Origin of the sequence: Sediminitomix flava (assembly GCF_003149185.1) — a bacterium.
Taxonomy (GTDB): domain Bacteria; phylum Bacteroidota; class Bacteroidia; order Cytophagales; family Flammeovirgaceae; genus Sediminitomix; species Sediminitomix flava.
Genome location: NZ_QGDO01000001.1, coordinates 60,053 through 73,848 on the forward strand (window position 1 = coordinate 60,053; position 13,796 = coordinate 73,848).

At 35.0% G+C, this 13,796-nt stretch carries 4 protein-coding genes; 2 read left to right on the top strand and 2 right to left on the bottom strand.

Annotation, left to right across the window (positions count from 1 at the left end; genetic code table 11):
- The first annotated feature begins 103 nt into the window (after positions 1-103).
- Positions 104-2,263 carry a carboxy terminal-processing peptidase gene (locus BC781_RS00275; protein WP_109615250.1) on the top strand — a complete coding sequence of 720 codons (2,160 nt, stop codon included), beginning with the start codon at positions 104-106 and terminating at the stop codon, positions 2,261-2,263.
- A gap of 141 nt (positions 2,264-2,404) precedes the next feature.
- Positions 2,405-4,255: a LamG-like jellyroll fold domain-containing protein gene (locus BC781_RS00280; RefSeq protein ID WP_109615251.1), complete on the top strand. Its 1,851-nt coding sequence runs from the start codon at positions 2,405-2,407 to the stop codon at positions 4,253-4,255.
- 290 nt (positions 4,256-4,545) lie between these two features.
- Here BC781_RS00280 and BC781_RS00285 read toward each other — a convergent pair whose 3' ends face one another.
- Together BC781_RS00285 and BC781_RS00290 are read right to left on the bottom strand one after the other, a co-directional pair.
- The gene (locus BC781_RS00285; RefSeq protein WP_109615252.1) at positions 4,546-4,941 is read right to left on the bottom strand and encodes a hypothetical protein; all 396 of its coding nucleotides are present in this window, start codon (positions 4,939-4,941) and stop codon (positions 4,546-4,548) included.
- Positions 4,942-6,027: 1,086 nt separating this feature from the next.
- The gene (locus BC781_RS00290; protein ID WP_109615253.1) at positions 6,028-13,635 is read right to left on the bottom strand and encodes a S8 family serine peptidase; all 7,608 of its coding nucleotides are present in this window, start codon (positions 13,633-13,635) and stop codon (positions 6,028-6,030) included.
- Positions 13,636-13,796: the final 161 nt, after the last annotated feature.

The window sequence follows — 13,796 nt, forward strand, 5'->3', positions numbered from 1 at the left end:
TTAGACAAATAGTTAGCAATTCTAGCTCACATTCAATGACCACAGTTGTTTCCAGACGAAGTGAGCATTTCTTGATCGATAATATTTGACAAAGAAACATAAAATGAAGAAAAAGTTACTATCAGTTTTCATCCCGTTACTCCTTATTGGGGCTTTGCTAGGAGTCGGATTTAATTATTCTCAATTTGAGGGAGATGGAGATACAGTCACCAAAGAAAAACTCTTAAAGCAACTTCTATTTATGGGACTTGAGAAAGTCCACTATGAGCCCAAAAAGATAGATGATTCTTTTTCTGAAGCTTCTTTTAAGGAATACTTTAAGCAAACAGACCCTAATAAAAGATTCTATCTTGAATCAGATATAGAGCAGCTTAGCGCATATAAAGACCAAATAGATGAAGATATCAACTTTGGTAATGTTCCATTTTTAGATAATGCTGAAGAAATTTATAAACGCCGTACTGAAGAAATCAAAAAATATACAGAAGAGATTCTTTCTTCACCTTTTGATTTTTCCATTGAGGAAGATTTTGAAACTTCATCAGATAAAAGAGCTTACGCAAAAAACTCTGAAGAATTAAGAGAGCGTTGGAGAAAATTCTTAAAGTATGCCGTTCTTACTCGTTATGCTGGAAGAATTGAAGACCAAAATAAAGCGAAAGAAACAGCCGAAAAGGAAGGAAAAGATTTTGAAGAAAAATCGTTAGAAACTATCGAGAAAGAGGCTAGAGAAAGCATCAAGAAAAATTATGATGATTACTTCGTTCGTTTAGATAGAATGACTCGTGATAAAAGAGTTGCAAACTACCTAAATGCTGCCATCAGTACTTACGACCCACACACAAGTTATTTCCCACCAAAAGACAAACAAGATTTTGATATCGGAATGTCTGGACAACTTGAAGGAATTGGAGCATCTCTGACTCAAACAGAAGGCGAAGTTAAAGTTGTAAGAATTGTACCTGGTAGCCCATCTTGGAAACAAGGAGAGTTAAAAGAGGAAGATATTATCATTAAAGTAGCTCAAGGAGAAGAAGAGCCAGTTTCTATTGAAGATATGCTACTTGATGATGCCATCAAGTTGATCAGAGGTAAAAAAGGTACTGAGGTTAAACTTACAGTAAGAAAACCAGATGGTAGAATCACTGTTATCCCAATCATTCGTGATGTAGTGGTTTTCGAAGAATCATATGTAAAATCAGCGATATCAATTACACCAGAAGGTAAGAAAGTTGGTATAATCAACCTTCCTAGCTTCTATGTTAACTTCAATCAAGCTGGAGGCGGAAGAAGATGTGCGACAGATGTTGAGAGAGAGCTTTTAAGATTGAAAGCTGAAAACGTTGAAGGAATTGTATTTGACTTAAGAAACAATGGAGGTGGCTCACTGCAAGATGTGATCGAAATGGTTGGTCTATTTGTTGGTGAAGGCCCTGTTGTTCAAGTGAAAGGACGTAATGATGAAATTGAAGTTCACACAGCTCCTGCGAGACCTGCAATCTATGACGGCCCATTAGTAGTAATGGTAAATAGATTAAGTGCTTCTGCTACTGAAATTTTCTCTGCTGCAATGCAAGACTACGGAAGAGCAATTGTTGTTGGAGCACAAACATACGGTAAAGGTTCTGTACAGAGATTTATTGACCTTGACTTCCTGTTGAACGACTATTATGCTGACTACAAACCTCTTGGTTCTTTGAAACTTACAATTCAAAAGTATTACAGAATCAATGGTGGCGCGACTCAAGTGGAAGGTGTAAAACCTGATATCACTATTCCAGACATCTACTCATACATGGATGTGGGTGAAGGAAAACTACCTTATGTTCTTCCTTGGGATGAGATTAAATCTGCTGAGTACAAAACTTGGAATAAAGATAAATATGATCTTAAATCTCTTGATAAGAAGAGTCAAAAACGTCAGAAAGAAAATCCTTTCTTCGAAGAACTTGTAAGAGGTGGTGAACAATTGGCTGCAGAAAGAGAGAATACACTTCAATCTTTGAATTATAAAAAGTACGCTGACAGACAAGAGAAACTGAAAGAAGAGTCTGATAAACTTGAGAAATTCCAAGAAAAGCTAGAAGGTTATGAATTCACAATATTGAAAGATCCTCAATCAAAAGAATTCTCAGCGACTTCTGAACAAGAGAAAGAAGAGTTTGCTAAAATTCAAAAAGAGTCTGAAGATAGATGGAAAGAGTCTTTAGAAAAAGATGATTACATCCAAGAAGCTACAAATATCCTTATCGATATTCTGTAGAAGACTAATTCTTAGAAAATAGAACAAGGCATTCCTTAATTAAAAGGAATGCCTTTTTTTACACGATACAGATAACATCATTAAATAAAGAATTGTTAAATTGCATTTTAGTTTAATGCTTTAACAATTTATAATAAAATCATGGGTAGACACTTTTTATTTTTTTATTTATTTTCACTCACTCTTTTTTCTTGTACTGAAAAATACAATACACAAAAAGTCTATGATTATCAAGTAAGAGGACTCGTACAAAAAGGACCATATGTTTCAGGTTCTCCAATTACAATTCAAGAATTAGATGAAAACTTCATTCCTACTGGGCTTTCTTTTAATACTATTATTCAAGATGATTTTGGTTCATTTGCAATAAGACCTAAAATATCCTCTCCTTTTATCGAAATAATAGCTCAAGGTTACTATTTCAATGAAGTATCTGGAGACCTTTCAAATTCTAGTTTATATTTACGATCTATTTTAGAGGTCAAAGAAGGTACTACAGCAAATATTAATATACTCACTACCTTAACAAAAGATCGAATCATTAGTCTTATTGAAGAGTATGGCTACACATTTAGGGATGCAAAATCTCAAGCTACTTTTGAATTATTAAAAGTATTTGATATTGAAGAAAATACTCTTCATTCATTTAATGAAATGGATCTTAGCTCTACCAATAATGAAGCTGCAATACTCATTGCTATTTCATCCATCATTCAAGGTCAAAATACAATTGCTCAATTATCTGAATTCATTTCAAAGTTTTCTGTAGATTTTAAAGAGGATGGGAAAATTGATTCTGAACTTATTTTAAGACAAATAAAAGAAAACTCAGAAACTTTAAATCCTTCACAAATAGCTAATAATCTAAAAACTAGATATACATCTCTTGGATATGACATTCAAATACCTAAGTTTGACCACTACATCAACAAACTTATAGACTTGAAAGTCATGATGGTATATCCGAATGATCAACAAAAAGACCTATCTAATGATACAGAAATAAAAATCTTTTTCAATAAAAAACTTGATCCTGCTAGTATTAGCTTAAATACAATTTATTTAAGTCTCAAAAATGAAATAGTATCAACCAGTCTTAGCTATAATGAAAAAGACAATTCTATTACTATACGCCCTCTAGAGGAACTGAAATCATTATCAAGCTACACCATTAATATAAAATCAAATCTTAAAGCTCTTGATGATACAAAAATGTCAGATGAATTTATAAGTCAGTTCACAACAGTAAGATTAGATATTGTAAGTGACCTTACTAATCATTATATATTTTCAGGAAATGTAAATGATATAAGTGGTAATAATAATCAAGTAATTCTATCTCAGACTTCCTATTCATCAGATATAAAAGGAGATAGCAATCAAGCTTTAAACTTTAATGGAAATGGTCACTACATGGATTTTAATAGATCTATAAACCCAGTTACTGAAGATTGGACTTTCTCCATATGGTTTAAACTAGATCAACTCCCTTCAAATAAAGACGATGCATTTTTCTTAACTAGTAATAATCATAGTAATGAAAGTGATATTTACCTATATGTAGATAATGATGATAATATGATCAAAACAGGGATTGCTAGTAGTCGTTCTAAAGTCTCTACAAATGTTGTGGTGTCAAAAGATCAATGGTATCAAGCTGCAATTACTTATTCTTCTGATTCATTAAGTATATATGTAAATGGAGAATTAAAGTCTAGAACATCAAATCAATTCTCCTCTAGCAACACAACTAACGAAAAGTTTAGAGTAGCCTGTAATTTAATTGATAGTTGGTATGGTTACAATGAAAATAAAGGTAGAATTTTTGGAAGTATAGATAACTTAAGAATATACTCAAGAGTGTTGAATGAAACTGAGATTGAAAGTATATACAACCTAGAAAATATATCTTCAAACTCTCGCATTTCAAATATAAGTTTCGTCCCTGATGAGATAACTTTAAAATCACGAAAACAGAATAGTTGGCACTAATACTAATTTAATAAAAAGTATTTAGGCATTCCTTAATTAAAAGGAATGCCTTTTTTTAGATTAATTGACAAAGATATTTACTCAAAATTTGACCAATTTGATCAATGAGCTGTATTAAGTGATAGATGTAGTTCTGTATTCTCCAATAATCTTCTACGTTCCAACCTTCTGACTCTAAAATCACAGCTTTTCAAAAGCAAAAACACAAATATCAGAAGCCAGAATAGTAAAAATGAAATCATAACTTTATTGATATTCATACTAATCGTCTGAACATTAAAACTTGTTTATTAAGCCACTTCAAGTGATAGTTCACCTCCGTCAAAGTCTTCAACAACATTGAGGTTTATAGTTGTTATCTCATTTGCTTTTACCTCAAAAGGAATTGATTTATCAATCATTGTAAACTTATGATCTGCTATTGAATACCTGAATTCCATATAGTCAAAAGTGTATTCTCCTTCAGGGAGGTCTATGCCTTGCTCTAGCGCATCAATTCTAATTTTCTCATGGTTGATAACAATAAAACCATATTCCAAAACCGAAGAGATAACTACACTTTCCTCTACATCTTGAATAAAATTAATATTAATGGTTCCCCTACTTTGGTAAGTATCATTTTGCTTATCTGAACAGACAAGTGATACTAAAGACAGACTTATTATGAATAGAATATTTTTCAACATTTCATTTATAACTTTTTTATTAAACAAAAGGTGATGCCCCTAGCAAAGGAGTTGAACCTTTGCACGTTAAAATCGAAAAAATACGTGATACCGATCTAGGGGTTAATAAACACAGTCTAAAAGTCTATGCCTATCTAATAAACTCTATAGTGTATTGCTCCTAAAGGCAGAATCGAACTACCTCAAAACACCATGTCAGGATTCATTTCCGGTTATATAATTCTCTTGATAAAATTTAGGGTGTACGCTCCCTCCCCATTTCATTATTATAAATAACGAGGCGGATAAATGCCAACTAAAAATCTCAAAGAGGTTTTAGCTTGTACCAAGACTTATTTTCATATTCAGAGCAAACAATACATATGAATTGACATTAAAGTGTAGGATAATTAAATGCCTATTCATTCTACTTTTATGAATATAAAAAACTCCTAGTGTGGGAGTCGAACCCACACTAAACCAATCTAGGAGTACAACAACAAACCTAGCATTACGACTCTACTTTTGAATCTACTGACAATCAGATTGAACAGTAAAACTCAAAGCTTTGAGAAGCTCTGCCTTCTGAGAAATTCAACTATGAATACTAAGATTATTTTAAGAGATCCTTTTAACTGAAAATGCTTTCTTTAGGGATAAACTTTAAGGAATTGATTCCTTTTAGATCTTTATACTAATTCTAATTATCTAATTAATCTTCAATAGGTATGGTGATTTGAACTATTAGAAGATTAAGATCTTTCTACTAGGTACTAGTAAATACCCACGCCCGTCTTGGGGTGGCTATACATTTATTTGTATTAATCATTGCTTGTCAATATTGGAATTATAAAAACGTTAGTAAGTAATATTTGATGTTTGCAATATATAAAGAAGGTTTTTAAATCAATGTGAACGTTGTTATACAATAGTTAAACAAGTCTTCTATTAACAAATAATTCCTCTAATTAAATAAAAAAGTCCCAAGATAACTTCCGAAAAAGTTCTTGAGACCTTAGTGGGCAAACTCAGTTCTCAACAGAGTTGAGAGTATTAAGGTATAACTAATTCAATGAAGGCCTTTTACAAGACCTTCATTCCTATTATTTATTTAATAAGCTTATTGAATACTTTTGGTGTTCCATCAATAATCAATGTGTAGATATACATACCTGATTGAAGTACAGATGTGTCATACTCCACTTCTGAAGTTCCAACAGACTTTCTACCTGCTTCAATGCTATCTACTAATTGACCTTGCATGTTATAAACCATAATCTTCACATCAGCTGCTTCTGTAAGATCGAATGAGAATTTAGTACTTGCTGTAACTGGATTTGGATAGTTCATCAACTTGAACTTGTTTGCAAGGATCTCATCTTCTACTCCTGTAACTAATGCTTCTCTAACAATTACAGATACTACTTTTACTACAGATGCCATTTCTGGGTCATAAGCAGTAATTGCAATTTCTGTTTCACCTTCTTTGATAGCTGAAATGATAAACTCATTATTAGCAAAACCTGAAACAACAATTCCATCGTTATTGTCGGCAATACCATAAGTCAACTCATCTCCGTCAGGGTCAGTGATCGCTTGTGTAGCATCCCAGTAGAATACTTCTCCCAAGTCAATTACAATTGTATCAATTTCCTCTGCAACAGGAGCTCTGTTGACATTCATTACTTCTACATCAATAGTAGCAGTTGTTGTAATTCCATATTCATCTACACCAACGATATCGAATGAATGCATACCAGAATGATCAAAAGACGGTGTAAGTGAAATATTCACTTGATTACCTTCAATTGTAGCTGTACCTAAATCATCGAGATTCTCGATCGAAATTGTGAAGTCATGAGACTCAGGATCCATTAAGTTATAACTTAACATTAATGTATCTCCCTCATTCATGCTCTGCTTTTCAACGTTACCATAAACTTGTGGGCCTTTGTTGATGTACATACTCGCGATGAATGAGCTTTCATCTTCAGACAAATCAGGGTCATTTGTGATAATCGCTACTTTCGCGATCAACTCATTTGCTCCTCTTCTGAATCTAGCATCAAAACTAGCAGTTACATCTAGGCTATCACCCATCTCGATTACACCTTCATCATGACTCAATTTGAACCACGTACCATCTACTTTATCTTGAGCATACGCTCTAGCATAGTAACCTGTTGTAGCAAATCTTGTATCAGTTGTAATATCGATCAAGCCGTCATCTGCCACGAAATAGAACGTTTCAGCATAAGTCTGGTCTAATGCGATCAAACCTTGAGGGTATGTAGCATCTGCTTCATAAGTGAAGGCTACATAGATATTTTCACCTGAGAAGAATAATACTTCTTCACTCAATTCAAACAACTCTGCTTTACCCGTTTGTTCTGAAGAACTTGTTTCTGTAGTAAATGTCTCAGTATGAAGTGTAACAAGATTGTCAATCGTTCCTGTCATTACTTCTACTTTGATTTTTCCATTCTCAAGTCCTTCTGGTCTGTACCAAGTAGATACATGTGATAAACCAAAACCTCCTTCTGGAGCGATGAATTTAGTCATAGAAGTCATTTCTTGACTACCACCATATCCAAGTGAATTTGAGATTTCGATATCTTCTGCTCCGTAATAAAGTGCTTGATAGAAATTCGAATCTGCTACTGCATTTGCATATGAAGTAATCCCTACAAACTCATTTATCATTAGAGCTACAGCACTTGCCGAAGAAGAGAAATCAGGCATCATTACCTCTCCTTGGTACTGATAATCAATTGCAAACTGATAATGTAGAGGATATTCGCCATTTTTATTACTGATGTTGAATGACATTTCCTCTTGGTGATCTTCTACCATAGCTACAACAGCTAAAGTATCAGCCATATCAGACTCAAATACTGGAGGCAAATAGAAGTTAGCTTTCACTAAAAGCTCATGCATACTACCATCTGCATAGTTCAATTTAAGAGTATCTTCATATACCCCAGGTTCAGTTGGCTTAAGAACTACTTGAGCATCTACAACCTCATTTACTTTAATTACTAAAGGCTTATAGAATGGATTCAAGAATAAGTTATAGTCTACAAATCCTGGAATAGCAGGGAATGGCAACCAAGGGTTAACTTCCTCTAAAGTTCCCCAGAATTCTAAACCAAGGTTTGAATCTGAAATCACTTCAATTTCTCCTTCAGCTAAAGTATGATGAGCTGTACCTTTATTTTCAATTGCAAACTGATGTCTTGTCCACCATCCTGGTTGATAAAGAACATCACCCAAGTCAAGTTCTTCAACATTCCAAGACAATGCTGACTCTCCATTTACAGTCAAGTTTACAGGAATTGAAATATCTTCACTGTTTGGCGTATGGTTTACAAAAGTAAGATTAGTAACATAGTCTCCTCCAATCAATTCTGTTGCGTTCAACTCAAAAGTAATGTCTTTACTTTCTCCAGCAGCAATATTGATAACTTCTGAAGGCGTGAACTCAATTACTAAGTTATCTTTAATCAGACTTCTATAGAAATTCGCCATTGTACCTTCTGTACCATCAATATTTTCAACTCCTACTACCAAATTGTGATTCCATTGGTCAATTGTCTCTTGGTTAATTGTTTTGTATTGCATTTTGATTCTGCCATCCAAGTACAAAACAACTTGAGCTTCTACCAATCCACCATTTCCTTCTCCGAACGAATGTACCCAACGGTAGTAAGTAAATACCGCTTTATCTTCAAACTCTTTGAAGTAGATACCTTTCATATCATTTTCATCGAAGTAATCATAACCCGTTAATCCCCAGAATACAGCGATAAAGTTGTTAAACTTATCTTCAAAAGGAATAACGTTGTTGATGATTGGTGCTAATTGAACAGGCTCAGTAAATGTGATAATACCAGGGTAACCCATCCAAGCAGTAGAATACTCTTCTCCGTAGAACATAAATGGTTTCTCAAAGTCAATCTTAGCAGACATGATCGATTGATCGAAATCCAATTTTTGACCTTCTCCATTTGTTACAATCTCAATCCAGTCAAATAGTGGTGCATCAGGATCTTCAAGACCAATCAATGCATCATCATTATGATTGAAGTAATATTCAAAGTCTCTCAACGATGGTAGAGACATTGCTCCAACATCAGATTTCTTTTCATATAACCAGTTGCTTCCTTTTGTCAACATTCTAAGCGTAGTATCTCCTGCTACGTTAGAAACATTTACTGTAAATTCAGCTTTCTCACCATGATTCAATGTGAATGACGATTGATCATAAGTTAAATCAATAGCAGGTGCACCGATAACATTCGCACTTACATCAAACACATATGTATTATTCATGTCATCCGTAAATGTAATCTGATCTGAGTACTCACCTAGCTCTGAAGCATCAAAGTAAACTTTTACTGTTGTACCTAATCTAGCTTTAAGTTCAAATGTCTCTTTGTTTACAGAGAATTTAGAACCGTCAGCAAAAGAAGTCGATACTATATCAGCATTGCTATTTCCATCATTCAGGAATGAAATCACTCTGAATAGATCTGTTCCTCTGTAAATCGAACCGAAATCAACTGTATTATCTGAAGTTGATACAATTGCTTCACCACCTTCATTGATATCTACATTTACTGTGAAATGTGCAATTGGTAAAGATGGGTCATTATTTTCGATCGCAATATTTTGCGTATTCACACCTTCTACCAAGCCGTCAGTATCAATATCAAAAGTAATCTCCAATGAGTCACCAACAGCAACTACACCATTTGTATGAGATAGATTTGAAATGATTTTTGAACCAGGGAACGTGATATCAATCCAAGTTGGTTGCGCCCAATACCCAAACAATCTTTCTGGTTTTCTATATACATCATAGAAGTAAATACCATCTTGCTTGTCAGGACTCTCGATACCCATCATAGGATCCCAAATATCAGCATCAGACCAATAAACATCTAGGTATCTCATTTCTGCGTGACCATCGTAGTAAACTGCCAATTGGAAGTTCATTGGTTCTCCAGATAATCCGTGAGTTACTTTTGAATGTACATTTTTATATTCAAATACTACGTGATCATCAAATACATGATAAAGTAGTTTTGTATCGTGAAGTAGATCAAAGTACTGGTAATAAATCGCAAAGTACCCATTTGAAGTAAAGCTAGAACCTAGCAAACCACCCCAAGAACCATTTACAGGATCTTTATCATCCAACGCGATCAAACCAATATGCGACATATAAAGCTTGTTCACTAAAGTATCGTAGAATGGGAATTTGAAGCTCAAATCTACTTCTACGAAGTCAAGGAAAGGATTACTCTTAAACTGATCAGTAACATCAACTGTACCATCCATTCCATCAATTTCTTCCCAAGTGAAGCCATCATTTCTCAACTCCCAAGCATAACCAAACTTATGTCCACCTTCTTTACTTGGTTTCGAGCTATATTTAGGAATGTTGAAATCCAATGGGTAATCACCTTCATTCTTGATCATAATAGAAGATGTAGCTGCAGCCCCATGTGCCAAATAATGAACTTGCGATTGAGGTGTAACAGCGATCTCAGCTGGTGCTTCACCATTACCAAACAGATTTACAACTGCTTTGTAACCATTTCTATCTGTGATTGATAAAACTGCATTCGAGTTACCAGGAGTTGTAGGTACATATTTCACTACTAAGTCTTCAGCAGTTCTTGGCATTACATTGTATGGCTTAGAAACGATTTCAAAAGGAGAACCATCTAAACCTTCGAAAGTAAATGAACCTTTAAACAAACCGTAACCATAGTTCTCCATTCTGATGATCAACTCTCTTTCAGAACCAACTTGAACAGAACCAAAATCCACAATACCAGGAGTAATCAAGTTTGGTTCTTGACCCGCAATTGTAACTTTAGTCGAGATTCTAGCATCTGCTGCATTCTCATCATTAGATTTGATCAAGATATTAGTCTCAACATCACCATTCTTCAAGTGAGAAATATCTGCACTGAATTCTACCTCAGTTTCTCCTACTCCATTGATCATTCCTTTTGCTGGAGTCAATGAAATGAAGTCACCTTGATATTCTTCGTCAGTAAATGCACCCATAGTAAATGCCCATCCTGGCTCTTGCAAAGCATCTGCTAAATTATTCCAAGATGTTCCATCATCGAATGAAATCCATTGGTACCTCTCCGCATCTGGATGATCTGTGATACTGCTAATACCAATTGGGTAACGGTTACCTGCTGGTACTTTTACCACTAACCACAGAATATCATTTTGCTGTACATAATATGATTCATTGTAATCCAATGAAATAGTATGAGAACCTTCTTGTGTATCTTCAATTTCTTTTGACAATACCAATTTAGCATCTGCTAAAATATCTCCATGATAAATTTCTACAGTTGCTTTTCCTGTAGAGATATTATTCAAATAAACATCCATTTCTGTGATATTGAATCCATCAGGATTAGACACAGAGTAGGCTGCAGCGATTGTATTTGATTTTGACAAATCTTCATCTCCGATCAAATAAACTGCATAGAATGACTCCGTATAGTAAAGATACTCGTTTTTAAACTCACGAAGTGGCTCATAATCTTCATTACGAACTACATCAAGTGGCATTACACGAGATCTCTCTAAAGAAATATCAGCATTTTGAGGGTAACCCAAACTAGCATTTGCCCATGATTTAACATAAACATCTGTTTGTCTTGTTTCCAATTCCCACTCCAAAAGTGCATCATTGGTATTACCAATCATAAATGTGTCAACAACAACAGTACTCTCAGTAACATCACCATCTAAATCAATAGCAAATGACCATGAGTTTGGCGCTTCTGGGTATGTCATCGCTGGTCCCATATTAGTCGTAAAAGTAAGTTCTTCTGACAAGTCTGAAGGATTTCCCCAACGGTCAAAAGCTTGTACTTTCAAACTATAATCTGTAGAAGATGTAAGCTCTTCAATTCTATACTCATAAGTCTCTCCTGCTGCTACATCTGAGAATACGAAAATTTCTCTCGCTGTATTCTCATCAAAAGCACCTTCCGAGAGGATGATTTTAAACTTACTAGGTTTTTCATCATCCTCATCAGCAGGTACCGTCCAATTCAAGTCAACAAAATCGTTTGAGATTGCTGATACTATTAATCCGGTTGTAACCTCTGGACCAATGCCTGAGTTTTCTTTTATAGCTAAGCTTGCATCAATTAAACCTGTTCCTAACTGTCCAATAAAATCAGGAGCTGTTTCATCGAGTGACAAACCTGCAAATACAATTTGATTCTTTAGTACATCTTGAGAAAAATCGCCTCCACCTAGTTTTGAAACAACTAAGGCCGCAATACCACTCACATGTGGACAAGCCATTGATGTTCCGTCTAAGTAACCATACTCATTACCAGGTAACGTACTCAATACACCATAAGATTGTCCCTGCCAAGTATCTCCACCAGGAGCTGCAATTTCAATCCATGATCCAAAGTTTGAGTAAGAAGCTTTGTCTCTTGTTCCATCAGTAGATGCTACAGCAACTACAGACTCGTAATAACCAGGGTAATATGCTGCATTTCTACCATCATTTCCTGCGGCAAAAATAACAATACCACCTCGCATAGGGCTTCCTTCATAATCACCTGCCTCAGCAATAAAATAATCAATCGCATCAAGTACAGATTGCTCATACTGACCTGGAACTAAATATCCCCAAGAGTTTTGAGAGATAACAGCACCATTATTCGCTGCATAAATAAATGCTGAAGCGAGGTCTCCTCCTCCTCCGCCTTCTGATAAAATCTGGCAGGCCATGATACGAACACCATCTCCATTTCCAGAACCACCAGCTACACCAGCTACACCTACACCATTATTATTCACTGCCGCTACTGTACCCGCAACGTGTGTACCGTGAGTTTCTGGATCAATGTTTCCAGAGTTATTGGTGAAGTTATAACCATATACATCATCGATATAGCCATTACCATCATCATCTACTCCGTCTTCACCATTAAGCTCGGCTTCGTTGATCCACATATTGTCTCTCAAATCTTCATGATCGACATCAATACCACCATCTGTTACAGCTACAATAACATTTGTAGAACCTGTAACTTCTGCCCATGCTTTATCCAATTGAATAGAAGCATCAGCTCTCTTTCCTGCTTGGCTTCCATCATTAAAATAATGCCATTGGCTAGAAAGTAGTGGGTCATCCATTGTCATAGAAGCAGAAGCATTTGCTGTAATAGCAGCAACCTCTTCCTCTGACAATACTCGAACACCTTTTTCACCACCAATAAGTCTTTTTTCAAGAATTGGCTCTGAAAGCTCTACCGTTTCTACATTGTTATACGCTCTACAAACCACAGTAGGGTCTACATCTAAATCGTACTCAATGTTGTACCAAAGATGCAATCCGTGCTTTCTTAGTTTGTGTTCAAATTTGGCATCATAAGGAAAAACTCTTTCCAAATGATGCCCATTGAATTGCTTTGATACTGCGTCAAAGCTGGCAATTCCTAATTGCCCTGTACTCAGTCCTCCATAACTAACTGTTTGAAGTTTGTCTGCTGTACTTTCAGCAAATTTTACGCGAATGATTCCTTTCGCTTGTCCTTGGTTGTTGTAATTAACAATACCTGTTCTTCCCTGAGCCGTTGCTGTGTAATACTTGTGGGATGAAATAATACAGCACAGACTCAAAAAGACAAAGAGTAAACATCTTCTCATCATTTTGAGTGAGTTTTAGTAATTGAATTGGTTGAAGATGAAGCCAATTTTTGCATTAGCTTCTTTAAGAGATTAATCTCTTTTTTTCGATCCTCAATGAGCTTTATCAAATCTTCTTTATCAGAAGAAGTAGTTTGATTTTTCTTTGACATAGAAGTCGATTA

Excerpts from the sequence above, each read along its gene's own strand:
- BC781_RS00275 (WP_109615250.1), top strand. The coding sequence starts at position 104 with ATGAAGAAAAAGTTACTATCAGTTTTCATCCCGTTACTCCTTATTGGG.
- BC781_RS00280 (WP_109615251.1), top strand. The coding sequence starts at position 2,405 with ATGGGTAGACACTTTTTATTTTTTTATTTATTTTCACTCACTCTTTTT.
- BC781_RS00285 (WP_109615252.1), bottom strand. The coding sequence starts at position 4,941 with ATGTTGAAAAATATTCTATTCATAATAAGTCTGTCTTTAGTATCACTT.
- BC781_RS00290 (WP_109615253.1), bottom strand. The coding sequence starts at position 13,635 with ATGATGAGAAGATGTTTACTCTTTGTCTTTTTGAGTCTGTGCTGTATT.